Annotated in this window: 22 protein-coding genes; 6 read left to right on the top strand and 16 right to left on the bottom strand. The window is 54.7% G+C overall.

Translation table 11 applies throughout. The features are described 5' to 3' along the window. Positions 1-90: 90 nt before the first annotated feature. Positions 91-540, bottom strand: a complete 450-nt coding sequence (locus H8K27_RS04590) for an ExbD/TolR family protein (RefSeq protein WP_186862047.1) — start codon at positions 538-540, stop codon at positions 91-93. A 5-nt stretch (positions 541-545) separates the two neighbouring features. Beyond that, positions 546-1151 carry a MotA/TolQ/ExbB proton channel family protein gene (locus H8K27_RS04585; protein ID WP_186862046.1) on the bottom strand — a complete coding sequence of 202 codons (606 nt, stop codon included), beginning with the start codon at positions 1149-1151 and terminating at the stop codon, positions 546-548. A gap of 1166 nt (positions 1152-2317) precedes the next feature. Between H8K27_RS04585 and xseA the strand changes: the two genes are divergently transcribed. From xseA to H8K27_RS04570, 3 genes are all read left to right on the top strand, one after another. Then, positions 2318-3688: an exodeoxyribonuclease VII large subunit gene (gene xseA / locus H8K27_RS04580; RefSeq protein WP_186862045.1), complete on the top strand. Its 1371-nt coding sequence runs from the start codon at positions 2318-2320 to the stop codon at positions 3686-3688. Between the two features lie 100 nt (positions 3689-3788). Continuing rightward, the gene (gene sodB / locus H8K27_RS04575) at positions 3789-4367 is read left to right on the top strand and encodes a superoxide dismutase [Fe] (protein WP_186862044.1); all 579 of its coding nucleotides are present in this window, start codon (positions 3789-3791) and stop codon (positions 4365-4367) included. Positions 4368-4591: 224 nt separating this feature from the next. Further along, positions 4592-5464, top strand: a complete 873-nt coding sequence (locus tag H8K27_RS04570) for a DMT family transporter (protein WP_186862043.1) — start codon at positions 4592-4594, stop codon at positions 5462-5464. Positions 5465-5605: 141 nt separating this feature from the next. Here the strand turns inward: H8K27_RS04570 and H8K27_RS04565 are convergent, their stop codons facing one another. From H8K27_RS04565 to H8K27_RS04555, 3 genes are read right to left on the bottom strand one after another with little or no spacing between them, the layout of a single operon-like run. Further along, complete coding sequence (locus tag H8K27_RS04565; protein WP_186862042.1) at positions 5606-6559, bottom strand: ABC-2 transporter permease; 954 nt, start codon at positions 6557-6559, stop codon at positions 5606-5608. Then, complete coding sequence (locus H8K27_RS04560) at positions 6559-7413, bottom strand: ABC transporter ATP-binding protein (protein WP_186862041.1); 855 nt, start codon at positions 7411-7413, stop codon at positions 6559-6561. The genes H8K27_RS04565 and H8K27_RS04560 overlap by 1 nt, the downstream gene beginning before the upstream one ends. Beyond that, the gene (locus tag H8K27_RS04555; RefSeq protein ID WP_186862040.1) at positions 7410-7778 is read right to left on the bottom strand and encodes a GntR family transcriptional regulator; all 369 of its coding nucleotides are present in this window, start codon (positions 7776-7778) and stop codon (positions 7410-7412) included. The genes H8K27_RS04560 and H8K27_RS04555 overlap by 4 nt, the downstream gene beginning before the upstream one ends. A 443-nt stretch (positions 7779-8221) precedes the next feature. Between H8K27_RS04555 and H8K27_RS04550 the strand changes: the two genes are divergently transcribed. Both H8K27_RS04550 and H8K27_RS04545 read left to right on the top strand, forming a co-directional pair. Further along, on the top strand, positions 8222-10822 hold the full coding sequence (locus H8K27_RS04550) for a S9 family peptidase (protein ID WP_186862039.1): 2601 nt from the start codon (positions 8222-8224) through the stop codon (positions 10820-10822). Positions 10823-11066: 244 nt separating this feature from the next. After that, on the top strand, positions 11067-11378 hold the full coding sequence (locus H8K27_RS04545; protein WP_186862038.1) for a hypothetical protein: 312 nt from the start codon (positions 11067-11069) through the stop codon (positions 11376-11378). Positions 11379-11425: 47 nt separating this feature from the next. On the opposite strand, the gene H8K27_RS04540 is transcribed toward H8K27_RS04545, so the two are convergent. Continuing rightward, positions 11426-12499, bottom strand: a complete 1074-nt coding sequence (locus H8K27_RS04540) for an acyltransferase family protein (RefSeq protein ID WP_186862037.1) — start codon at positions 12497-12499, stop codon at positions 11426-11428. A 400-nt stretch (positions 12500-12899) separates the two neighbouring features. On the opposite strand from H8K27_RS04540, the gene H8K27_RS04535 reads away from it, so the two are divergent. After that, positions 12900-14225: an MFS transporter gene (locus H8K27_RS04535; protein ID WP_186862036.1), complete on the top strand. Its 1326-nt coding sequence runs from the start codon at positions 12900-12902 to the stop codon at positions 14223-14225. Positions 14226-14391: 166 nt separating this feature from the next. Here H8K27_RS04535 and H8K27_RS04530 read toward each other — a convergent pair whose 3' ends face one another. The 10 genes from H8K27_RS04530 to H8K27_RS16485 form a co-directional block, all read right to left on the bottom strand. Beyond that, positions 14392-15522, bottom strand: a complete 1131-nt coding sequence (locus H8K27_RS04530) for an ABC transporter ATP-binding protein (protein ID WP_186862035.1) — start codon at positions 15520-15522, stop codon at positions 14392-14394. 43 nt (positions 15523-15565) lie between these two features. Further along, positions 15566-17092, bottom strand: a complete 1527-nt coding sequence (gene nagZ / locus H8K27_RS04525; protein ID WP_230418946.1) for a beta-N-acetylhexosaminidase — start codon at positions 17090-17092, stop codon at positions 15566-15568. Continuing rightward, the gene (locus tag H8K27_RS04520) at positions 17089-17928 is read right to left on the bottom strand and encodes a carbohydrate ABC transporter permease (protein ID WP_186862034.1); all 840 of its coding nucleotides are present in this window, start codon (positions 17926-17928) and stop codon (positions 17089-17091) included. The genes nagZ and H8K27_RS04520 overlap by 4 nt, the downstream gene beginning before the upstream one ends. Further along, positions 17925-18848 (bottom strand): carbohydrate ABC transporter permease, encoded by a 924-nt coding sequence (locus H8K27_RS04515; protein WP_186862663.1) that lies wholly within the window; start codon positions 18846-18848, stop codon positions 17925-17927. Before H8K27_RS04515 ends, H8K27_RS04520 begins: the two co-directional genes overlap by 4 nt. Continuing rightward, complete coding sequence (locus tag H8K27_RS04510) at positions 18848-20137, bottom strand: ABC transporter substrate-binding protein (protein WP_186862033.1); 1290 nt, start codon at positions 20135-20137, stop codon at positions 18848-18850. The genes H8K27_RS04515 and H8K27_RS04510 overlap by 1 nt, the downstream gene beginning before the upstream one ends. Before the next feature lie 196 nt (positions 20138-20333). After that, complete coding sequence (locus H8K27_RS04505) at positions 20334-21344, bottom strand: SIS domain-containing protein (RefSeq protein WP_186862662.1); 1011 nt, start codon at positions 21342-21344, stop codon at positions 20334-20336. Then, positions 21337-22479 (bottom strand): N-acetylglucosamine-6-phosphate deacetylase, encoded by a 1143-nt coding sequence (gene nagA, locus H8K27_RS04500; RefSeq protein ID WP_186862032.1) that lies wholly within the window; start codon positions 22477-22479, stop codon positions 21337-21339. The genes H8K27_RS04505 and nagA overlap by 8 nt, the downstream gene beginning before the upstream one ends. Continuing rightward, the gene (locus H8K27_RS04495) at positions 22476-23210 is read right to left on the bottom strand and encodes a GntR family transcriptional regulator (protein ID WP_186862031.1); all 735 of its coding nucleotides are present in this window, start codon (positions 23208-23210) and stop codon (positions 22476-22478) included. Before H8K27_RS04495 ends, nagA begins: the two co-directional genes overlap by 4 nt. Positions 23211-23316: 106 nt before the next feature. Next, a complete protein-coding gene (locus H8K27_RS04490) occupies positions 23317-24267 on the bottom strand; it encodes a glucosamine kinase nucleotide-binding domain-containing protein (RefSeq protein ID WP_230418942.1) in 951 nt (316 codons plus the stop codon). A gap of 261 nt (positions 24268-24528) precedes the next feature. Beyond that, positions 24529-24657, bottom strand: a 129-nt coding sequence (locus H8K27_RS16485; RefSeq protein WP_370527135.1) for an ExbD/TolR family protein, incomplete at its 5' end; no start/stop codon positions are given.

The following is a 24657-nucleotide window of genomic DNA, read 5'->3' as shown; positions in this document are numbered from 1 at the left end:
TCTGCCGGGAACAGACCAAGGCGAAGACCATGACCATGGTGCAGATCACGACGGCGTCATCGCGCCTCGCCTGCAAAGACAGTTTCTGGCTTATCTGGAACGGTTCGCAGCCTGTGCTGCAAAAGTGACTTTGGCCAGCCCGGCAATGCGCGCCGCCTCCAGCACATCAATCACCGACTGGTGCGTGGCAGCACGGTCTGCGTTGATGATGATGACGGGGTCCGGCTGACCGCCGCCGTTAGCGCCATTCATGGCACTGACCGTGCGCCGCAGGTCATCCGCCAGAGTCGCGGTATCCAGAAACGAGACCGCCTGGTTGTTGATCTTATACCGCCCCTGCGCATCAATACCGATCTCGATCTGATTCGGTTTTTCCTGCGCTTTTTCAGCATCTGCCGTCGGCAGCGTGATCTGCAGTTCGGTGAACCGGCTGTAGGTCGTGGTCACCATCAGGAAAATCAGGATCACCAGCAATACGTCAATGAACGGAATCAGGTTGATTTCCGGCTCTTCCCTGCTCTGACCTTTACGAAAATTCATGGGAGTTACTTTCTGGCGCCGTGTACAACATCCACAAATTTAACTGCCTTCTGCTCCATATCGACCACCAGACTGTCAACCAGCGCCCGGAAATGGCGGTAAGCCACCAGCGTCGGCATCGCAATCAGCAGGCCGAATCCGGTGTTGTACAGCGCCACCGAGATACCGTGCGCCAATTGCGCCGGATTTGCGCCACTGGCAGTCTGGGAACCAAAAATCTCAATCATGCCGACCACCGTGCCAAACAGCCCCATCAGAGGTGCGAGCGAAGCAATCGTTCCGAGCGTCGTCAGAAAGCGCTCCAGCTCATGCGCCACAGCGGCACCCGCCTCTTCAATCGATTCCTTCATGACTTCGCGCGGTGCCGCAGCATTGCGCAAGCCAGCGGCCAGCACCTGCCCCAGCGGGGAATTGCCAGCCAGCTGATCGATCACTTCCGGCTTGACCTTGCCAGACTGATAAACGCGGATCACCTCATCAAGTAAGGTGGCGGGCAAGATTTTATTTCTGCGCAGAGAAAAACTGCGCTCAATAATCAGTGTCAGGGCAATGACAGAAGCAATCAGCAACAGATAAATGGGCCAGCCGGCAGCCTGAATGATGGCGAACAAAGCGCACTCCTTATAGGTTCAGAAATCTAACCCCGCAATGTAGCGCTTTGCAGGCATACCGGCAAGAGCATGGCGCAGAAAATGTGTTTCTTTCAGCATTCATCCCCGTTTTACACAAAATCTGTGCGCAAGCTTGTGGATAAACCAATGAATGCCTTCCAAGTCTTTGAAATCATAGGTTTTTTATGATTCGCTGAAGAATTAGGCAATGATTTTCATTGCAAAAAACATATTTCAAAACAAAATGTAGCTCGCTTCTTTTACACACTTTGTGTGGACAAACGTGTGAACAAATGCAGAAAAATTCATTAAGTCACTGATTTCAAAAACAATTACTCTTGTGCAAACAAAATAGGCAACAAGCCGTTTTGCCGTGTTTTTGCTGAAAATCCGGGCAGCTCCGTTTCCTGCCTGAATAAGTCCCTGATTCTGCACATTTTATGTGGACAAGTATGTGTAAAATTCCTAGAAAAAATCTCAAGTATTTGATTTATATTGATAAAAATTTTTCGCTTAAAAAATAAGCATACTTGCAATCCGTTCACAAAACACCTTAAATTCGTCCCGGAAAACCGCCAATTCCGGTCCGGCAGGCGGATCTGGCATGTTTTTGCACATTTTTTGTGGACAAGTGTGTGATAAGCAAATGAAAATCATCTTAAATCATTGATTTTAAATAAAAATTTATCGCCGCCTGTTTTTTAGGCGCGCCATCCAAAAGACAGCAAAACCGGCTGCCCGATGATCTGAAGAAATTTTCTTGTGGATTTCAGGGACATTCTGCACATTTTTTGTGGACAACATTGTGCAAAAGAAAAAGAAATAACGGTAAGTGATTGATTTCATTCACAATTCAGATTGTGCTCAAAAAATCATCAGAAAAAACATGCGAGACATCAGACATGCCTGCCAGCCCGGTAAAAAAAGATACTCACAGCTTATGCACCTTTTCTGTGGATAAGTTTGTGCACAAGCACTGTATCACTGAGTAACGCCCTTGATTTGTAAGGAAATTTTCATATTGCACAAGTAACTTGCAAATGCTTTTATAATGAAAATCAACGACTTACTGAAAAAATTTGCATTTCCCGGGCAGGAATATGGCAGAGTACCGTCCTGACCATGACCCAGCGCTTCTGTGGACAGCTTTTCCAATGCCAGCCTTGATGAATACTGAATTTCCTGAACCAAACCCAATAACCACGCCTGCTGTCATCAGTGTTTCGGCGCTGAACAAGACGGTTGCTCAGTTATTGGAGCGTCATATACCGCTGACATGGGTTTCTGGCGAAATATCCAACTTTACCCGCGCCGCTTCGGGACATTGGTATTTCACACTGAAAGATGAAGCCGCCCAGGTCAGGGCGGTGATGTTTCGCGGACGCGCACAATATGCCGACTTCCAGCCGCGCGAGGGCGACAAGGTGGAGGTCCGGGCGCTGGTTTCCTTATACGCTCCCCGCGGCGATTACCAGTTAAGCGTCGAAGCCATCCGGCGTGCCGGCATCGGCAATCTGTATGAGGCTTTCCTGCGCCTGAAGGCGCAGCTCGCGCAAGAGGGTTTGTTTGATCCGGCGCGTAAACGTCCGCTGCCACCTTTTCCGCGCACGATCGGCATCGTGACCAGCCCGCAGGCAGCCGCTTTGCGCGACATCCTGACGACGCTGCAGCGACGGGCGCCGCATGTGCAGGTGATTCTGTACCCGACACCGGTGCAGGGGGAGAGCGCTGCGGCAAAAATCGCGCAGGCCATAGCCACTGCTGCTGCGCGGGCCGAATGCGATGTCCTGCTGCTGTGCCGTGGCGGCGGCAGCATGGAAGACCTGTGGGCTTTCAATGACGAAACCCTGGCCCGCACGATCGCCCATTGCCCGGTTCCGGTCATTACCGGCATCGGGCACGAAACCGACTTCACCATCGCCGATTTCGCCGCAGACCTGCGCGCGCCGACCCCGACCGCCGCCGCCGAACTGGCGGCAACGCCGCGCAGTGACTGGATGGCGCAACTCCTTGCGCAACAACAGCTGATGCAGCGCGCCATGCGCCGCCGTGTGCAGGAGCAACAGCAGAATCTGGACTGGCTGGGGCGACGCTTGCTGAGCCCGTCCGCCACACTCGCGCTGCGTCATCAGCAATTGCAACATCTGGCACAGCGTCTGCGTCTGAGTGCGGCACTGCCGCTGCAACGGGCAATGCAAAGGCTGCACTATCTGCAGAATCAGTTCACGACCCATCGTCCGCAGACCTCTGCCGCACACCTGCGGTTGGACGAATGGCAGCGCCGTCTGCAACAGGCGCAACGACAAATGTCCGGTTCCCGGCAGCAGCATTTAACGGCTTTACAGACGCAACTGGAATTACTGAACCCGCAACGCACGCTGGAACGCGGCTATGCCATTCTGAGCGACCGTAAAGGGCATTCCCTGCGCTCTGCCAGCGAGCTGCAACCTGCCGCAATACTGACCGTCAGGCTCGCCAGAGGAACTGCAGACATTACGATAGGCAGCGTGCAGCAAAGCCTTCCAGACACAAAATAAATTCCTGCCCTGACGCTGCAAGCTTTTGCACAAACGCTTACAATGCAGGTTTTCCCCGTTGTACAGACGGAAACCACTGACGACAATTAAAGGACGCAACATGGAACATACCTTACCGGCATTGCCCTATGCACTGGACGCCCTGGCTCCGCATATTTCCCAGGAAACCCTGGAATACCACTACGGCAAGCATCACCAGACTTACGTCACGAATCTGAACAACCTGATCAAAGGTACCGAATTTGAAAACGCCACACTGGAAGAAATCGTCAAGAAATCTTCCGGCGGCGTCTTTAACAATGCAGCTCAAATCTGGAATCACACTTTCTACTGGAATGGCCTGAAACCTAACGGCGGCGGCGCACCGGCCGGCGCACTGGCAGACGCAATCAATGCAAAATGGGGCTCATTCGACGCCTTCAAGGAAGCTTTCACCAAGTCCTGCGTTGGCAACTTCGGCTCCTCCTGGACCTGGCTGGTGAAAAAAGCTGACGGCACACTGGACATCGTCAACACATCCAATGCAGCCACACCGCTGACCACGACCGACAAGCCGCTGCTGACCTGCGATCTGTGGGAACACGCTTACTACATCGACTATCGCAATGCGCGTCCTAAATATCTGGAAGCATTCTGGGCATTGGTGAACTGGGATTTTGCTGCCGCCAACCTGGCATAATTGATCGTTGTTCCGGTCGTCCGGCCGGCACACATGAAAAAAACCTGCGCATGTTTTGACAGCGCAGGTTTTTTTTCATCTATCGGCCCACCGGTTTATGCGAAGATGAAATCAGGTTTCACCGTATAACACTGAACGCCTGCCGGTACTTTTTCGCCAATACCCTGTCTTGGCGAATTACTTCCGGCACGACGAATTCAGGCCATCAAAGAGACAAGAAAATCATGCAATCCCAATCTTCACTGCTGCTGCGCTCGCTGCCAGGTATCTTCATTTTTATCTGGGCTTCCGGCTATGTGGTCGCCAAATACGGTCTGCCTTATGCAGAACCACTGACCTTCCTCTGCATGCGCTACCTTGGCGTCATCCTGTTCATGCTGACGCTCGCCGTCATCATGCGCGCCCCCTGGCCGGCACGTTCCGCCTGGCCGCAGATTGCGGTCGCTGGTATCCTGATGCAGGCCATGTATCTGGGCGGCATCTGGTGCGCCGTCAAGCTCGGTATGCCCGCAGGCCTGGCGGCACTGATCGCCAACACCCAGCCGATTCTGACTGCCGTCATGGGGCCGCTGATCGGCGAGCGCATCCGCGGCAAGCAATGGCTGGGGCTGGCATTTGGCATCATGGGCGTGGGACTGGTGGTTGCGAATAAAATCTCCGTCGTCAGTTTATCGCCGGTCAGTGTAGGGCTCGCCACGATGGCATTGCTGGCCATGACCACAGGCACGCTGTATCAGAAAAAAACCTGTCCCTCTTTCGATGTGCGTACCGGCCAGGTCATTCAGTTTGGCGCCTCGCTGCTGGTGACTCTGCCGTTTGCGCTGCTGCTGGAAACCCAGACCGTGCAATGGACTCCACAGTTTTTCGCAGCGCTGGCATGGTCGGTATTTGTCTTGTCCGGAGTCGGCATCTCGGTCCTCTACATCCTGATCCGGCATGGCGAGGCCACCAAAGTCACCAGTTACATGTACCTTGTTCCGGCAGTCACCGCAGCAATGGCATGGCTGATGTTCGGTGAAAAATTCACCGCAACTGCAGCAGCAGGAATGGCGATCGCACTGGCCGGTGTGGCACTGGTGGTACGGCCGGCACGCTGAAACTGATTCGGGAAAACATCCCACCCAGCCTGCCAGGCGCAATATGTGACACTGCCAGGCTGGGCATGTCTGATGTCATCGCAGATGATTGAATCCGGACATGACAAATATAAACCAGCAGCGCCCGTCTGCTGACAATACTCATTCGCGCCAGCGCCGGATTTTAATCGCAGCAAGAATCATCCCTGCTCCGACAATCATCCCAACCCAGATATTCCAGTGAGCAAACAATTGCCATTGCGGATCACGCATTATCTGGAATAGCCATTCAATTTTTTCTTTTTGTCCCTGTATAAGCAGGTATTGTTGTGCGATTTCATTACTGAATAACCAGCCACAAGGAATCAAACTGAAGATCAATCGCCCTACAACAAAATAACCAAAATGCCGTACATTCCAATCGAGCCCAAATTGACTGCTCATCCAGACAAAAAAGAAGAACACGCCAACCGGTCCTAAAACAACCCACAAACCGACACGCTTATTCAGTGAACTAGAAACCAGCAATAACCAGCCAACCGTCAACACTGACCACGCAAGATAAATCGGAAAATTGAATATCGCCAGATAAACAGGTTGCCAGGCATCATGATGAAACAAGACAGGCACGAATAAATTGACCCCATTCAACGCGTAGCTCGTACAGATAATCAGCAGACAAATCAGATTGCTCGAGAAAGCAAAGACAATCATCGTCACTGGAAAAACCACTACTCCGAATATCGCCTTGGAAAGAACCGTCGCAGCATCGGAAACGGGCATGGATTTCCAGAACAAAATGCTGCGGTCTTTTCTTTCATCACTAAGTGCGCCGGATAAATACGAATACATCGTAAGAACCATTGCCAGCATAAAGAAACCAAGCATAAGAAGCCCGCTCCCACCGGCGACTCTTGATGTCATGTCAGAAAATTGCACTTCGCTCAACGGTACGCCATGATGCAAGATAACCGCGTAACGATCCTCGTGTAAATTTTTAAAGACAGCAATCAAAGAAAATAAAATCATCACAGCGCTGACCAGCAGATTCGGCCATAGCAACAAGCTGCGGTTTTCCCAGAATTCCCGTTTCAGCAACCACTTCAGTGTATTCATTATTTTTTTCCTTTCATGGTTGCGACAAACAGGTCAGCAACACTGGGTTGACGTAAGTCCCCCAATGGAGCCAGCAGTTCACGCTGTACACCGTCAAACAGCATCAGATACTTACCAAACACATTGCGTTGATCAATCGGCTTCAATGCGAGCGCCTGTTCGACATGCATGGGACTGACAGCAACCTCGATAAAGCGTTGCTCAATATCCTCCATGCTGATGGTTAAGTTAATTTTTCCATCACGGATAAAGATCAGATCGCTCAGAACATGCTCGACCTCTTCAACTTGATGAGTGGTGATGATGATAGTTTTATGCTGATCAAAATAATCTTCGAGTAAATCCTGATAAAACTGTTTCCGGTACAGAATATCAAGGCCCAGCGTCGGCTCATCCAGTATCAATAATTTCGCATCGATGGCCATCACCAGTGCCAGATGCAATTGCACCACCATTCCTTTGGACATAGATTTAACTTTCATGTCCGGTGACAATTTGGTCTTCGCAAGATAACGTTCTGCTTTGGCACGATTAAATTTTGGATGCACGCCTTCGACAAAATCAACCGCTTCCTTCACCTTCAGCCAGCGCGGCAAGATCGCAACATCCGCAATAAAGCAAATATCACGCATCAGCTTATCGCGTTGAGTACGTGGATCAAGACCGAGTACCGTCATATCGCCCTCAAACGAAGTTAATCCCAGTATGGCTTTGAGAGTCGTCGTTTTGCCGGAACCATTTGGCCCGATCAGTCCTATAATGCGTCCAGAAGGAATGTTCAGACTCATTTGATCGAGAACCTGCTGCTTACCATAATGTTTGCTAAGTCTGTTTGCAGATACCACTGTATTCATTGTTTTTCTCCTTCATGACGCTGTTGCAGAAGCTCCTGCACATTCAGCCCGAGACGTTTGATACGCTCACACATCGCCGGCCATTCCTGTTCGATAAAACGTTGACGTTCGCTGGCCAGCAACTGATCCAATGCGCCCTCCATCACATACATACCCATGCCTCTTCTTTTTTCTACCAGTTTTTCATCGACTAACTCCTGATACGCCTTGGATACAGTAATCGGGTTAATCTGATATTCAGTTGCAATTTGCCGAACCGAAGGCAGTGCATCGCCTGATTTCAGGATGCCATCCAAAATCATGATGAGAATGCGCTGCTTTAATTGCCGGTAAATCGGTGACTGATCATGCCAGTCAGCGTTCATGATTTGATCCCTCCGGGGAGTAAGCTCTTTGTCAAAAAGAACAACTTGTTTTGATGCATTTTTCTTATTACACAGATTTAGTGTACTAGTTAACTATAACACTAACTTTTAAATAAAAGACACTTTTATTTTTATTCAGAAATAACATGAAATTAATACTGCAAAATGCCACTACAAAAGTTGTTCCCTGGTGCGACGGGAAATAGCAATTTGCCTGGGACAATTACTTATCAAACAACTTTTCTCCCTGAAAATTTTCTTTCATTCGTAAGGAACCATCCCTCAATTTGTCCGGTCTATGCTGCTTGTTTTCCACCGGTCAACATCGACGTTATCGGTATGCAGCAGCTGACCACTTATAACAAACACTCAGAGACAATATGCCCCCAAAATCACTCACATTCAGTATTACGCTGATCTGCTGCGGTCTGTCCGCAGGTTTAATGCCCCAATATCCTGCTCATGCAGCACCGGCCAACAATATCGTTGCGAAAGCAAATCCTGCCGATCTCACTCTGGAACAGGTGTTCCGCGCAAAATCGTATGCGGGACAATCTGCACGCCTGATTCACTTCAGCCATGATGCGCGCTATCTGGCGTATGTCTGGAATCCGTTTGGCGAGGCCGGATCCGATTTATATCTCTATGACTCACTGACTGGCGAAACCAGACGTATCACTTCACCTGCCGTGATGAAGACATTTGATGCGCCGGAAGTGTGGGACAGATTCGATAAAAAATTCCGGCAACGTGAACAGGAGGATGCAGAGCGTCAGGCCAAAGCTGAGGCGCAGGCAGCCTATCTGCGCGGTGAACAGGTCGATCTGATGCAATGGGAAACTGCCGCACTGGAAGAAGTCCAAAAAGAACTGGCAGAAAAAAAGGTGAAAGAAGCAGCCAAAAAAGCGGAAGCGGATGCTGAAGCCTCCAGGGAAAAAGCTGCTGCCGGAAAAGCCGCCGACAAACCGGTTGAAGAAAAAAAAGACAATCAGGCGGACAACGACAAACCCAAAGCCTTATGGGAATTGCGCGATGAATTGAAAAAGAAAATCGCCAAAAACAAACTCAAACCCGGCGACCTGTATCCCGGAGTCGATCAACTGGTCTGGGCGAACAAAAAGAATGAGCTGATCTTCCAGTATCGTGGCGACCTGTTCCGTCTGCAAGCAGCTAACGGCAAAATTGAACGCCTGACCCGCACTGGCATACCGGAACGCATCGTCGCGTATCAGGCGAATGATCAGGGTTATCTGTATATGGATGACAAACGTCTGTACAGCGTCAGCTTTGATTCCAGCGTCATCCGCCAACTTAATCCGGAACTGATTCATCCTGACGATGCCGATAAAAAATACAGCATTACCGACACCGTACTGAGCGAAGATAAACAGTGGATGGCGATCTCTGCCGCCGTGCCGGATGTGAATCCGGATACAGGCAAGCCGAATCCGTCTTCCGAGCGCCAGGTTGAAATCATGAATTACAACGAGCGTTTTGCCACCGCCAAAAAAGTACCGCGCGAAGTGTCGGATGATAAGCGCAGGATTCCCGCAACGGCGCTGTATATCCGGCATATCTCTGACGCCAACACCCGCCAGCCGCAACCGGTATTCACCAATGATGGCGGTGATATCTGGTTTGAGATGAGCAAGGTCAGCTGGGCAAAAGACGGCAGCCGTTACACATTTTCCACCTGGGAGCGCGAAAAGGATCTGCTGCGCATCTATGTCGGCCATGCAGCAGAAAGCGAAAAACCCAAAATGGTTTTCGAGCGCCGCGGCAACGTCGGCCATGAGGTCGTGAATGTCGTCGATCCGCGATTCACGCCGGACAGCAAACAACTGATCGCCGTACTCGATGAGCAGGGTTATCGCCAGCCTTATGTCATCGATACAGAAAACGGCAGCGCCAGAGCGATACTGAAAGGCGACTTTGAAGCCCATCATATTCTCGGCTTCACACCGGACAGCAAAGCCATGTTTGTGCTGGCAAACAAAGGGGATTTCGCTGCAATGAATGTCTTCAAGGCCGATCTTGCCAGCGGCGATATGAAAGCGCTGGGTGCAGCAGGTGATTTTCACCGCCAGAGCGATGCTGCCGAGAATGGCGAAAAAGTGGCCAGCGTTGCAGGTCAGTGGTCCAGCCGTCCGGAATTGAAAATCATGGATGTTAAAACCGGCATAGCCCAGACGCTGACCAACAGCCATGATCCGCAATGGAGCAGCATTGACCTGTTGCGCCCTGAACGTTTCAGCTTTACCAACCGTCACGGCGACCAGATTCAGGCGTATGTATTCAAACCATTCCACTGGCAGACCAGCGATCAGCGCCCTGCAATTGTCTACACCTATGGCGGCCCGCTGAACGACCGCCATATCGTGGAGACAGACAGCTTCCAGCCGACCGCGTATCTGTTCGGCATGTACATGGCGGCAAAACATGGCTATGTGACAGTCGCGGTGGACCCGCGCGGACATTCCAACTATGGCCGCAAATTCAGTGATGCCAACTGGGAGCAGGCAGGCAAGCCGCAGACCGAAGATCTGGAAGACCTGGCGAAATACATGCAGCAACATCTGGGCGTGGATGGCAAACGGATTGGCCTGACCGGGTGGAGTTTTGGCGGCTTCCAGACGCAATACACCATGTACACCAGTCCGGACACATTTGCAGCCGGGATTGCCGGAGCAGGTCCGACCGAATGGGAAAATTACAATAGCTGGTACAGTGGCCGGACCATTGGCAAAACCGAGCGCAGCAAGCCGAATCTGCGCCAGTATTCCCTGCTGCCCCTGACTGCCGGGCTGAAAAAACCTCTGCTGCTGGTGCATGGCATGCAGGACCCGAACGTGCTGTATCAGGACACCGTCAACGTGTACCGCGCCCTGCTCGAAAACGGCAAGGAGCAACTGGTCGATCTGTTTCTCGATCCGGACGGTGAACATGCGCTGGGCGGCGCCATCAAGGCGAAGGCCTGGCATAAAAAATACGAACGCTTTTTCCTGCAGCATCTGGGAACGGCGCTGCCTGCAGCCAGCCAGTAGCATTGACGGGGTGATCAATTAACCGGCTTTTGACGGATCAACAGATCAATGAGTTGAGTCATTGACGCTTTATTGAAACAGTCCCGCAGGCAGTATTCATGCGGGACTGTTTTCAGTTTTTCTCGGCATTTTTTCTGATTTTTTACCGTGGCAAGCTGACTGCCGGTTTGCCATAATCGCGCCTGGTCTGTGACGAGGCCTGCTCCTGCAACGGCAGATCGCAAACCCAGAGAAAGGAACAGAGATGAAACATCCGTTTGGACAATATATGTACTCCGTGTTGCGGCAGCTCAGCCAGGAATTCCGGCAATTCGCTTCGCGTGCGGCGCTCGCCTCGCTGCGGACGCCATTGCCGCGGATTGCGCTGATTCTGCTGGCGCTGATGATCATGCTGAGTCTGATTCCTTTGATCATTACCCTGTTCATTGCCCTGTTTGCATTCCGCGTCTTTGCCGGGCTGATCACCCGCGGTCCGGCATCTCCGTTTCAGGAGAACCATCCGCCGCAGGCGAGGCCGTATCCGGCACGGCGTGATCGCATCGGATACCGCGAATAAATATTCCTCAACCTGCCCTGGCAGCAACGAATGCTGCTCAGGCAGCGTCAGATCACGATGCGCCAGTTTTTGCGCGCCATCCACCAGGTCAGCACGCCGAACACCACTGTCAGGCTTGCTGCGAACGCTGCAGAACTCCAGGCATCGCCCAATAACGGCACCAGGTAAGGAATAAAAACCAGCCGGTACAGCTGTGCCCCCCAGCCTGTCAGCGCGAGCAGACATGCCATGATCCATGATCCCGCATAAGCGGCAATCGCATTGCGGCCGAAACTGCGGCCGATAGCAGGAAAGCCGCGGATATCCAGCAGCCAGTGCGACGCCAGCAGAAACAGCATTGCCCAACCGCTGGTCCAGCAGACGAAAGAAGCGGTCCAGAGCTGCTTATTCCAGGGCAAAATCATTGCCAACAATATGCCTGCCAACAGACTGCCTGTCGCCAGCCAGAACAGCTGCCGCAGCCTGCCTGTGCGCAGCAGCGTGGCAGCCTGAATACCTGCCAATGTGCTGCACACTGCGCCCAGTGTGGAAAGCAGACCTTCCGGGTCCTGCGCCCATCCGGTCGCTGGATCGAACTGATAAGCCAGCGTCCCTAGCAAGGCCGTGTCTATCCTGTCAGACAAATTCTGATGCGGTAGCAGCGTCCCCCCTGCGAGCAATAATGCGCTGTGAGGCGTCAGCAATGTCACCAGCACCGCCCAGCGACTGCGCTCTGAACGCCAGTGCAGCATCAGGCAAGCTGCAACCGCAAATACGATACCGATACGCTGCAGCACGCCCATTAAGCGGAACGCACGACCATCGATGGTGAGACTGGCAAGTCCGTGCAGGAACACGCCCAGCGCAAACAGACGAACACCGCGCCAGATAGCCTGCTTTCTCAATACATCTGGCGAAATACCTTGTTCGAGCGCAGGTGTAAATGAACATTCCAGCGACAAACCGGCGATGAATAAAAACAGCGGAAAAATCAGGTCTGCCGGGGAGCAGCCAGACCATTCCGCGTGTTCCAGCCAGGGCAGGACATGATTCCAGTCACCCGCATTATTCACCAGCAGCATGGCGGCCACTGTCCAGCCGCGCATGGCATCAAGCGATAAGTAACGTACAGGTTTTTGCATTTTTTCCCTTCTGAATCTTCCTCGCCGGCGGGTAGAAACACCCGGCCATCACATCTCATTCCATCTCTGAAAGCCGGTAATCAGGCCGGCTCCGGCGCGCAGCAGGCAAGCATACCAGTCAAGTCTGAGTACGGTATTTTCCCGGAATACAACAGCTGATCAACAACAAGCCCGGTTTTTTAAAAATTCTGCCTAATCATGATGAAATAAAGCTCTTCAGGCATTGTCGCATCCTGTGCAGTATCAGCAACGCATATTACTGGCACTCAAGTGGCATTGTAAATATAAAACCAGTTGACCAGCTTAATTCCGCCTAGTATGTTCTGTCATAGCTGTAATCACTGCGCCAACCATCAGACATAAGGCTGCAGGACATATCCAAACATGACGGGACCGCAACATGACGACAAACAAGACTGCCTCCTCTCACCCTATGCGCTGGGTGCCCACTCTGTATCTGGCGGAGGGCCTGCCGTTTTATGCGGTCGCACTGGTTGCCGGGCTGATGTACAAAAGTCTGGGTGTGCCAAACGATCAGATCGCCCGCTGGACTGGCCTGATCGGACTGGCCTGGGTGTTCAAAAGTCTGTGGAGCCCGTTTTTGGAAGCTGCCAGCAGCAAGAAACTCATCGTTGTGCTGTTCCAGTGTATCGGTGGCGTCAGCCTGGTGCTGGTTGCGCTGTCCTTGCAGTTACCGATGTATTTTGCGGTCAGCATTGCTTTGCTGGCGATTGTGGCAATCGCGTCGGCAACACATGATATTGCTGCCGACGGACTGTATATCGCAACACTGAGTCACAAGCAGCAGGCGGCTTATGCCGGCTGGCAGGGTGCTTTTTTCAACGCCGCCAAATTTATTTCACTGGGCGGACTGGTGATTCTGGCAGGCCATCTGGAAAAGCAGATGAGCGCCAATCATGCATGGATGATTATTTTCGGCCTGCTCGGCGCCATGCTGACCCTGCTCGGGATTTATCATAGCTGGGCGTTGCCGGGGACAAAGAATACGGCGACTGAGGCATCCATGCGCAGCGTATTCAGCACGCTGATGAGCGTCATCATCGATTTTTTCCGCAAACCCGGCATCTGGCTGGCAATCACCTTCATCATCCTGTTCCGCGCCGGTGAGGGTCAGATACAGACGATCGGCCCGTTGTTTCTGCGGGATACGCGCGAACTCGGCGGACTCGGGCTGAGTACCGATCAGGTCGGCATCGTGTATGGCACGGCGGGCACTGTCGCCTTTCTGGCTGGCAGTGTGCTGGGGGGCTATTTCACTTCCTGGCTCGGTCTGCGCCGGGCGCTGCCGTGGCTGATTGTGGCAATGAATGTGCCGAATTTTGTGTTCTTTTTTCTCAGCACACAATTACCTGAGCAGATGGCAGTGATCGCCACTGCGCTGAGTTTTGAAATGTTCGGCTACGGCTTCGGCTTTGTCGGCCTGATCCTGTTCATCATGCAGGTGGTGGCCATCGGCAAATACCAGACTGCCCACTATGCACTGGGCACCGGCGTAATGCAGCTGGGGCTGGTTTTTTTCAAAATGATCAGCGGTGATATCCAGATGGCGCTGGGCTATCAGCACTTTTTCATCTGGGTGCTGGCCTGCGCCGTTCCGGTGCTGGTGATGACCCGCTTTGTCCGGATTCCAGATCAGGCAGTTGAAGCCGTGCAGGAAGAAGCCGCGCAGATCAAGACTGAAGCCGACTGCGCATCGCAGGCATAACAACTTACCCGGTGTTGGCAGGACGCAAAATGCCCGTCTTGCACGCACCGCGGTGCCCCTCCCGGCAGAAACATCACCAGACTGCCGCATTACGCCATCTGACCAGTCATGCCATGCACAGACAGCGGCTCTGCGTGTTGCTACCTTGCAGAGTTGCTGCCGCGTTTCAGGCAGGTAAATTTCTTGGCATTGCCCTGCCCTGCGTATCAAACAGATGGCAATGGCGTAAATCAAAACGCAGCTCCATCAGGCTGCCGCGCACCGGTGGCAGGGCATCTGCCGCCGTTTTCGCCGCATAAAGCTGGCCCTGACCCGGCAGGCTGACATACAGCAGATTGCAGTCGCCAAGCTGCTCGGAAAAAGCCAACTCCATCCTGATTGCAGGACTGCACTGCACACTGTCCTGTTTGTCTCTGCCGGCCTGTGCCGGCTGCCAGTGTTCCGGGCGTACACCCAGCGTCAGCTGCTGACCAGGCTGCGCAGAGGGCAGCTTCAATGGCAAACGCAATTCAGCGCCGCCCGGCAGGCTGACGCGCAGGCTTTGTTGCTCCGCTGCCAGCACAGTCACTGGCAGCATATTCATCGCCGGAGATCCGAGAAAACCAGCGACAAACTGATTCACCGGCTGATGATACAGCTCCATCGGTGTGCCGACCTGCTCAATGCGCCCGCCGTGAAACACCGCAATCCGCTGTCCCAGCGTCATCGCCTCCACCTGATCATGGGTCACGTAAATCATGGTGGAGCCGAGTTCCTTATGCAGGCGGCTCAGCTCAATCCGGGTCTGCACCCGCAGACTGGCATCGAGATTGGACAGCGGCTCATCGAACAAAAATAATGCTGGCTGACGCACAATGGCGCGGCCAATCGCTACCCGCTGACGTTGGCCGCCGGATAAGTCTTTCGGTTTGCGGTCCAGCAGATGCGTGATCTGCAATGAAGCCGCAGCCTGTTCAACGGCGCTGCGAATGGCGGGCTTGGGTAGTCTGGACAGGCTCAGTGCAAACGCCATGTTGTCGAACACTGTCATATGCGGATACAGCGCATATGACTGAAACACCATCGCCAGACCACGCTGGGCAGGTGGTGTGTCGTTCACGCGTTTTCCGCCGATCTGCAGCTCGCCGCTGCTGATCTCTTCCAGTCCGGCGATCATGCGCAGCAGCGTGGATTTGCCGCAGCCCGAAGGCCCGACGAACACCATGAATTCGCCATCGCGGATATGCAGGTCGATGTTTTGCAACACCGTGTTGCTGCCATACGATTTGCTCAGCCCTTGCAAACGCACCTCTGCCATCGCTGCCGCCTTTACGCTGAATTATGCTGAATTATGCTGAAAACTACACTGAAAAACCGGAAACCGGAATCTGCCCATCGGCCGTGATTTCACCCGCCAGCCAGGCACGCGCGGCGTCGATTGCCGGTGGTGCAAAGCCATAGGTCATGAGCGCTGGCGCCTGAATGTCGAGCATCTGGAACGGGTTCCACAACACCAGATGCAGATCGGGTTTCCAGCTGTCACGCACCTGCTGGCTGTAACGGATACGCACCGTCGATGCCAGTATCACAAAGCGCCCATCCTGCGGCAGGCTAAGCCAGTCAAAGGTATTTGCGTTATCAAAAGTCACGGTATCAACGTCATACAAACTGGCGAGCATGGCGCTGACTTTACCAGCCGGAATACCAGCTTCCGACACGCCATCACTGACCACATCGGCGCTGATCACCAACCTGACCTTACTGCCTCTGACAGGCGGTAATGGATGACCGCTGGTCGTCAGCCCACGCTTCCAGGCAGAAGACATCAGGATACGGTCTGCCAGTTCGGTTTGGTAAGCCGACGACTGGCACGGGTAAGCCGTTGTCAGCTGGCGCACACGAGTCAATCGCTGCTCCACTTCGACGCGGGAAATCTGCCCGCTGGCAATCACTTCTGCCAGCGCCTCCAGTGTTTCGAGCTGCGTCTCGGTCGTGCCCAGCGCCATCACCAGATCGGCGCCCGCCAGCAGCGCTTTGACCGCCGCATTGCCGACGCCATAACGACCGGCAATCGCATGCATGTCCATGCCATCGGTAATCACCACGCCCTGATATTGCCATTGCTGGCGCAACAGATCGGTGAGAATGGCTTTGGACATGGTGGCAGGATTATCACCATCCAGCGCCGGATAGACAATATGCGCCGTCATCATCGCCGGCGCATTGCGGCTGACTGCGATCTGGAACGGTGCCAGCTCCAGCGCCTGCAATTGTTCCCATGTTTTATCGACAGTCGGCAGGTCGCGGTGCGAGTCGACACTGGTGTCGCCATGCCCCGGAAAATGCTTGACGCAACAGGCCACGCCTTCCGACAGGCTGCCGTCCATCCACGCCAGCGCCAGTTCGCTGGCACGTTGCGGATCGGAGCCGAAAGAGCGTTCAGAAATCACCGGATTATCAACGTTATTATTCAGATCCAGTACCGGCGCAAAATTCCAGTTAAAACCCAGCGCCTTGACGCCGCGCGCGACCGCAGCGCCAACCTGATAACACAGTTCAGGATCATTGCTGGCGCCGAGCGACATAGCAGCTGGCGGCTGCGGCACCCAGGTAGAGCGCACCACCGCGCCGCCTTCCTGATCGATCGCAATCAACGCTTCCGGCCCCATGACTGCACGCAGATCGGCGGTCAGTTTTTTCAGTTGCAGCTCGTCGGTCATATTGCCGCGAAACAGGCAAATTGCGCGGATGTGATGCTGCTTTAGATACGCAGCCGATTCCGCATCCAGGCTGGTGATGGGCATCCGTATCATCACCAGCTGCCCTGCCAGGTGGCGTGCTTCCTCGATCGGCATGACCGCGTTAGTCTCTTGTGTTTTTAGTGTCATTTCACTGCTCCATCCATACCGCGCATGAAAAAGCGCTGGGTAAATAAAAAGGCGGCCAGAATCGGCGCGACTGTCAGAATCGTTCCGGCGGCAATCACGCGGGTGCTGCTGCCATAGGTGCCACGCAGGTACAACACACCTGCCGACAAAGGAAAATCTTCCGGTTTGGCGATCACGATAGAAGGCCAGATATAGTCATTCCACGCCTCCACCGCAGTCAGAATGCCGACGGTGGCGAGCCACGGCATGATCAGTGGCAAGACGATCCGCACAAAGACCGTCCATTCACCGGCACCGTCGACACGCGCAGCATCCAGCAGATCCTGCGGTACTTCATCAAAGGCCTGCTTCAGCAACAATACCGATACCGCCGTCACCAGATTCGGCAGCACCACACCGGTGTAAGTATCGACCAGCCCGAGCTTCGTCATGCTAATGAAGTTCACCAGAAAATTGACTTCCGACGGCAGAATCATGGTCGCCAGAATAATGCCCAGCACCAGCTTGCTGCCACGAAATTGCATCCGCGATAGTGGGTATGCCGCCAGCGAGCAGATCACCAGTTTGCCGATGACGGTAGCAGCGGTAATCAGCAGCGAATTTTTATAAAATGCGACGATAGGAATGACGCGAAATACTTCTACAAAATTATCCAGCGATACGCCGCGCGGCCAGAAAGATGGCGGAAATTCAAACAGATTGCCGCGCGTTGACAGCGCCGTCACCAGTGTCCACCAGAACGGAAAAATGCACAGCAGCGCGATCACTGAAAGTAACAGATAGTGCGGCAATTGTGCCGCAACGCGGCGCCAGTGGCGAATAGATACATTCCTCATGGGTGCCGCCCCGGTTTCAGATAACGCAGACACAGCAGCGCGATCAACATACAGCACAAGGACACCACGAAACTGGCTGCCAGCCCGCGCGGCAGCTTCAAATGTTTGAGCCCCTGATCATAGGCATAGTACAGCGCGGTGAAAGTAGAATTCATCGGCCCGCCCTGCGTCAGCACATCGACTTCCTGATACGCTTTTAATGCCGCCAGCACCGACATGATGCTGCACACCACGATGGTCGGATACAGCATCGGCACGGTGATGCGCCAGAAACGCTGCCAGCGGCTGGCGCCGTCGAGAATCGCGGCTTCCTGCATTTCCGCAGGCAGCGCTTGCAAGGCCGCCAGATACATCACCATATACCAGCCCAGCCCGCGCCAGAATGAGACAAACATCACCGCAAACAGGGCCAGATGATCATCCGACAGCCAGCCCAGCGGCGCCGCGATCAGATGCAATTGCAGCAGCACATAATTAAGCGTGCCCTGCTCATGAAACATGAAGCCCCACATGATGCCGACCACCGACACCGTGGTCACGACCGGCACGTAATAGGCGGCGCGAAACCAGCGCATGGCTGGCAGCTGATGATTGACCAGCACAGCCAGCGCAATCGCCGCCAGCTGCGTGACCGGCACCACCAGCAAAAACAATAACGAGTTGCGCAGGCCGGTCAGAAACATCGCGTTGTCCAGCAGGGCGCGATAATTGTCCAGCCCGACCCAGTGCGTGGCACGCATCAGGCTAAAGTCGGTGAAACTCAGGTACGAACCGTACAGCACCGGCCAGAAAGAAAATGCCGCCAGCAGCAACAGCGCCGGCATCAGAAACAGATACGGCAGCCAGCCGGATGACAGCGAACGGGCGCGAGAAAATACAAAGGAGAACGGCTGTAACAACCGGGCAATGAACGGGGACATCACGGTGTTTTCCCTTTCGCCAGTTTGCGGTTCCAGATTTGCACCGCTTCATCGAGTGCCTGCTGGATATCGCGCCGCCCGGTGACACCGGCTTCCACCGCCTGTACCAGAAACCGGCGTAACTCATCATAATCATCGATGCCCGACACATACAGGCTGCGTGCCGAGTTCATGGAATGTGCCGCCACCATCAGCGCCTGTTCTGCGGCACCGGCACCGACAGCGGCATCCACTGATGATGCTGGCAACTGGCGGAAATACGGATTCGCCAATGCCTGCCGCGTGGTCGGCATCACACCGGCAATCCGGGCGAATGCGAGTTGATTCGCATCGCCCGTCAGGTAACGCGCAAATGCGGTGATGGCGGGCAGATCCGCTGCTTTCACGCCTTTGGGAATCGCAAAATGGAACATCCAGCCGCCATCATTGATGCCGGTCGGCCCCGGTGGCATCGGAAAAATACCGGTCTGCGCATAGATGTCCGGTGCATCGGTCTGTATGCGTCGGATCGCAGTCGGCGCGCTGACCATCATGCCCAGCCTGCCGCCCAGATAGGCATCCACCACGGCGGGGAAATTATCTTCCGCAAACAATTTGTCCTTTAAAAAACCATTGGCTTTGTACGTTACAGCCAGCTTGCGGATCAATGCCACATGCGCCGGAGAGTTAAACACCGCCCTGCCGTCACGGATCAGATCCAGTCCCTGCTGCATCAGGAAACCATCGATCTTGCCGAGCGCAGGCGCGTAACCGGGCTTGCCGGTGCGGGCCGCAATCGTTACTGCCTGCTCCAGCAGCTGGTCCATATTCTGCGGCGCTCTGGTGATGCCTGCCGCCGCCAATATCGTGCGGTTATAGGCGATCACATTCACATTACTGTAATGCGGGAAACCGTAAATTTTGCCTTGAAAGCGCAGATCGGCCAGTGCGGCATCGGTGTAATCCACCGGTTTGCCGGGTGCCGCCAGATAGGCATCGACCGGTTCCAGCAAACCATCACGCGCCATTTCCTCAGCCCACGGCACGCTGAGATTGACCAGCGCTGGCGGCTTACCGGCGGCAATCGCGGTGATCAGTTTGAGTTGCAGAATATCCCACGGAAAATCTACCCAGACCAGTTTTACGTCCGGATGCGCGGCTTCATAACGCGCCACCAACTCCTGAAAATACGGGATGAATTTCGGCTTTAAGCTCATGGTCCAGAATTCGATTTTCTGGACTGCATGCGCTGCCGGAACGATGCTCAAAAGGAGCACCAGACTCAGCAACAGATTCACAAAACAGGACATCAATACTTTTCGCCATTGCCCTGCAGAATGTGCCGGAAAGCTGCTCCGGCGTTGAGTCTTTAATATACTCCCCCCATTTTTCTCAAAAAACACCATGATGTCCTTGTCTTTATTGGGCTGTTTAAGATACTGGGAAGGAGTATATAAATACAGGTTTTTTAAAAATCGGCGGAATATTCCGTGGAACCTGACCGGCTCAGTTGGTCTTGGTGACCTTGCTGAGATGGCGCGGCTGATCCGGATTCAATCCGCGTGCGACCGAGAGTTGCGCCGCCATCACATAAAACGCCTGTATCGCGGTAATCGGATCGAGATCCGGCGTACCGGCAACCGGCAATGTCAGATTGCGTTCGCGGATATTGTCCGGTGCTGCCAGCAGCACATTGGCGCCACGTCCGCGCATTTCTTCGGCCAATTTGATCAGGCCTTCCTGTGCCGGACCGCGGGTTGCAAAAATCAGCAGCGGATAGCCGTCGTGAATCAAGGCCATCGGCCCGTGCTTGATCTCGGCACCGCTGAACGCCTCTGCCTGAATCACGGATGTCTCTTTGAATTTCAATGCGGATTCCAGTGCCACCGGAAAGCTGATGCCGCGTCCGACCACCATGATGCGTTGCGCCGGAACCAGTACATCAAGTGCCGCCGACCAGTCGAGCTGCGTTGCTGCGTGCAAGGCTTCCGGCAGTTGTTCGATGGCGCTCAGGAATGCCGCATCGTTCTGCCAGTGGCCCGCTAAGCGCGCACCGGCGACCAGCGATGTGATGAAACTCTTGGTGGCCGCCACACTCAATTCCGGCCCGGCATGCAAGGGCATGGTCCATTCTGCGGCATTTGCCAGTGGCGAAGCGGCATCGTTCACCAGGGCGACTGTGGTCGCGCCGCCGGCACGGAAATATGAGATCGGCTCGACCACATCCGGACTTTGACCAGACTGCGAAATCGCAATCGCCAGCGCGTCTTTGGCCAGTAATGGCGCCTTGTTCAAGGTCACCAGCGACATCGGCAACGATGCCACGATGCGCCCCAGACGCGCCATGATCAGATACGCCGCATAGTTGGCCGCATGATCCGAGCTGCCGCGCGCCACTGTCAGCACCGATGATGGCGGATGGTCGCGCAGATGGGCGCCGAGTTCCGCATAGCGTTCACGTTCCTGCGTCAGTTGTTCGGCGACGCGTTCGGATGAAGCGCAGGCTTCTTTAAGCATTTGCGAGGTCAATCTTTTCTCCTTCTACATACACAGCAATGAGGTTGAGCTGGCGATCCAGCACAACGAGGTCGGCAAACGCGCCCGCGCTCAGGCGGCCACGTTCGGCTAATCCGAGATAATCCGCAGCGTAAGTAGAAACCCGTTTCGAAGCCTCTTCCAGACTGAGTCCGATGCTGACCAGATTACGCAAAGCCTGATCCATCGTCAGCGTGCTGCCAGCCAGCGTGCCGTCTTCCAGACGCACACCGCCCAGACACTTATGCACCACCTGACGACCCAGCATGTATTGCCCGTCCGGCATGCCGGAAGCAGCGGTTGAATCGGTCACGCAATACAGATGCGGAATCGCCCGCATCGCCGCCCTGATGGCACCGGGATGCACATGCAGCAGATCGGGAATAATTTCTGAAAACTGCGCATGTGCCAGCGCCGCGCCGACCATGCCAGGCGCACGGTGATCGAGACGTGACATGGCGTTGTATAAATGCGTGAACCCTTTGGCACCGTTTTCCAGCGCAGCCACGCCTTCTTCGTAAGTGCCGAGCGTGTGACCGATCTGCACCTGCATGCCGGTTGCCGACAATTCGCGCACCAGGTCCAGATGTCCGGGCATTTCCGGCGCGACCGTAATCAGCCGGATCGGCGCAATCCCATGCAGATGCTGCACCTGTTGCAGCGAGCCTAAACCGGCAAAATCCGGCTGCGCGCCGAGCTTGCCGGGATTGATATACGGACCTTCCAGATGCACACCCAGCACACGCGCCGCACCGGACGGGCGCTGCGCAATCACCGGTTGTATCGCACGCAAAGCAGTCTCGATATCCGCCATCGGTGCGGTCATGGTGGTCGCCAGCAGGCTGGTGGTGCCGTGCCGCGCATGTTCGCGTGCGATCACCTGCACCGCGTCACCGGCTTCCATCGTGTCTTTGCCGCCCGCGCCATGCACGTGCAGATCGACGAATCCGGGCAGGATGTAATGCGCAGCCTGTGGTGCGTTTCCTGCGTCTTGCGCACCGGAAGAAATGGCGTCGATACGATCAATACGGCCATTCGCCGTATCAAAACAGATTTGTCCGTGCACCCAGCCGTCCGGCGTCAGTACCTGTCCCTGCAATTGCTGTTGCAAACTCATCTGAACAACTCCGCCACAAAATCATAGTAATCACTGCGGCAATAGGAATGCGATAACTCAATCGCGCTGCCGTTGGGCAGATAGCCGACACGGGTGATGAACAACATCGCCGCCCCCTGTTTGATATCAGCCAGCCGCGCCTGCTCTGCCGTCGCATTCACCGCGCGGATATGCTGCAAGGCCCGGGTCGGCATCACATTGTGTGATTCCAGATAACCATACAGGCTGTCAGTCACCAGTTTCGGATTCGGCATATACATGGCCGGAATCGTGGTGCTTTCAATCGCCATCACGACATTGTCCGCAGTACGTAAACGTTTGAGCCGGGACACCACGGTGTTCGGTGACAGACCCAGCGATAAAATTTCTTCCGGCGAGGCGATGCCGGTTTCGCGTGAAATCCAGCGCGAGCCCGGCACGAAACCACGCTGGCGTAATTCTTCACTGAAGTTGGTCAGGCGCGATAAAGGCTGCTCCAGCTTCGGCGTGATGTACGTGCCAGAACCGTGCTTGCGCGTCAGCAAACCGCGTTCGCACAGCATATCAATCGCCTTGCGCGCTGTGACTCTGGAGATATCGAGCACTTCGGACAGCATGCGCTCCGAAGGCAGCGCCTCATCCGGTTGCCACAGGCCACTGTGAATACCATTCGCCAGCTTGTTCGCCAATTGCAGATACAAGGGCGTGGAGCTTTCGCTATCCGGTTTGAAATCGGTCAGTTGTGCCAGCATGTTTGTCTCTCTTCGGTGTTATGACTGCTGATTGCTGCTTGTAATGACTCTGTACGTCCTGATGCCTGTTCTTGCTGATTGTGCTGATTGTGCTGCATGACCGCGGCTACCGCCGGCCCAGCTGCATGCTGCGCTGAATCAGGATCAGCGCGCCTTCTGCAGAATCGCCCAGCGGCGCCTGCGCCCTCGCCTGCAAGTCTGCCGGCAGGTAAGGTTTCAGCACCGCAGCCAGACCACCGCATAATGCCAGCGGCAACTGGTGTTGCGGGTCGAGCGCATCGGCCATTGCCTGCACTTCCAGACCCGCATCCTGCACGATGCGTAACGCCGCTGCCGAATTGTCTGCCGCCGCCAGCACCAGCGGCGCCAGTTCGGCATAGCGTGTCTGGTTGGCCTGACCGAGCCAGGCGAACACCGCATCTTTATCGCCGCCGCAATGTTGCAACACAGCGGCTGACAAGGTGTCCGGCGCGGTACGGCCATCCAGCGCCCGCTGCAGATGATTCGCTGCGCGCATGCCCAGCCAGGCACCGCTGGCCTCGTCGCTGACCGGAAAACCCCAGCCGCCGACTTCGCGCCGCTGACCATCCGGCTGCAACACTTCGCCCACGCTGCCCGTACCCAGCGCGATGACAACGCCCGGCTGACCTCGGTGCGCGCCCATCAGCGTAGTGTAAGCATCGGTCTCGGCTGCCAGCGCCGCCACGCCCGGATTGCAGGCTGTAAATTCTGCTGCCCACTGCGCATTATTGATTCCGGCCAGACCACAGCCCATGGCAATCTGCGACAAGGCAGGCATGACCAGCCCAGCTTGTTCAAATGCTTCCAGGGTCGCCGTCAGGATTGCCTCCCAGGCGCGTTGCCGCCCATGAACCAGACCAGATGGGCCACCGGCTCCACGCGACAGCAATACGCCATCCGCATTCGCCAACACCACTCTGGTGCCAGTACCACCGCCGTCAACGCCGATCAGATAAGTGCAGACTGCACCTGCTGCCGCAGTTCCGGGATCAACAGATAATGCTGAATTTCCTTGTGCCATCAGTTTCTTACTCATTTCCTACGTCATGCCCGGCGAACAGAGCGCACTCCGTTGACTGAACAGAATTCTGTTAGACTGTCATCACGCCACTGTAAAGTTTTTTTATAGTGGTTGTCAATAGGTATTTAAGTGGTATTAATTGATTTTACCCACAGCTTGCATACCTCTTGCCTCAGAGCCGCTCCCGCGCTTCCTATGCCTTCATCTGTTTACCAGCGTGGCTGACATCACACGAAACCATTGCCGCGCATTTACTTTGCTGATTGCCTGATCGCTTCACTTCAGGAACTGCTCATTGCCCACCATCCCGATCTTCGTCACCCCCAGCCGCTGCGCCGAGGCCATCACCGCCGCCACCGACTTGTACGGCACCACCGCATTCGGCCTTAAATGCACCTCCGGCTG

This window comes from Cognatundibacterium griseum, from assembly GCF_014284195.1.
GTDB lineage: Bacteria > Pseudomonadota > Gammaproteobacteria > Burkholderiales > Burkholderiaceae_D > Undibacterium > Undibacterium griseum.
This window is presented reverse-complemented; position numbering and strand designations above follow the sequence as displayed.

Coding starts and splice junctions, on each gene's coding strand:
- H8K27_RS04590 (WP_186862047.1), bottom strand. CDS start 540: ATGAATTTTCGTAAAGGTCAGAGCAGGGAAGAGCCGGAAATCAACCTG.
- xseA (WP_186862045.1), top strand. CDS start 2,318: ATGAATACTGAATTTCCTGAACCAAACCCAATAACCACGCCTGCTGTC.
- sodB (WP_186862044.1), top strand. CDS start 3,789: ATGGAACATACCTTACCGGCATTGCCCTATGCACTGGACGCCCTGGCT.
- H8K27_RS04570 (WP_186862043.1), top strand. CDS start 4,592: ATGCAATCCCAATCTTCACTGCTGCTGCGCTCGCTGCCAGGTATCTTC.
- H8K27_RS04565 (WP_186862042.1), bottom strand. CDS start 6,559: ATGAATACACTGAAGTGGTTGCTGAAACGGGAATTCTGGGAAAACCGC.
- H8K27_RS04560 (WP_186862041.1), bottom strand. CDS start 7,413: ATGAATACAGTGGTATCTGCAAACAGACTTAGCAAACATTATGGTAAG.
- H8K27_RS04555 (WP_186862040.1), bottom strand. CDS start 7,778: ATGAACGCTGACTGGCATGATCAGTCACCGATTTACCGGCAATTAAAG.
- H8K27_RS04550 (WP_186862039.1), top strand. CDS start 8,222: ATGCCCCAATATCCTGCTCATGCAGCACCGGCCAACAATATCGTTGCG.
- H8K27_RS04545 (WP_186862038.1), top strand. CDS start 11,067: ATGAAACATCCGTTTGGACAATATATGTACTCCGTGTTGCGGCAGCTC.
- H8K27_RS04540 (WP_186862037.1), bottom strand. CDS start 12,499: ATGCAAAAACCTGTACGTTACTTATCGCTTGATGCCATGCGCGGCTGG.
- H8K27_RS04535 (WP_186862036.1), top strand. CDS start 12,900: ATGACGACAAACAAGACTGCCTCCTCTCACCCTATGCGCTGGGTGCCC.
- H8K27_RS04530 (WP_186862035.1), bottom strand. CDS start 15,522: ATGGCAGAGGTGCGTTTGCAAGGGCTGAGCAAATCGTATGGCAGCAAC.
- nagZ (WP_230418946.1), bottom strand. CDS start 17,092: ATGACACTAAAAACACAAGAGACTAACGCGGTCATGCCGATCGAGGAA.
- H8K27_RS04520 (WP_186862034.1), bottom strand. CDS start 17,928: ATGAGGAATGTATCTATTCGCCACTGGCGCCGCGTTGCGGCACAATTG.
- H8K27_RS04515 (WP_186862663.1), bottom strand. CDS start 18,848: ATGTCCCCGTTCATTGCCCGGTTGTTACAGCCGTTCTCCTTTGTATTT.
- H8K27_RS04510 (WP_186862033.1), bottom strand. CDS start 20,137: ATGTCCTGTTTTGTGAATCTGTTGCTGAGTCTGGTGCTCCTTTTGAGC.
- H8K27_RS04505 (WP_186862662.1), bottom strand. CDS start 21,344: ATGCTTAAAGAAGCCTGCGCTTCATCCGAACGCGTCGCCGAACAACTG.
- nagA (WP_186862032.1), bottom strand. CDS start 22,479: ATGAGTTTGCAACAGCAATTGCAGGGACAGGTACTGACGCCGGACGGC.
- H8K27_RS04495 (WP_186862031.1), bottom strand. CDS start 23,210: ATGCTGGCACAACTGACCGATTTCAAACCGGATAGCGAAAGCTCCACG.
- H8K27_RS04490 (WP_230418942.1), bottom strand. CDS start 24,267: ATGAGTAAGAAACTGATGGCACAAGGAAATTCAGCATTATCTGTTGAT.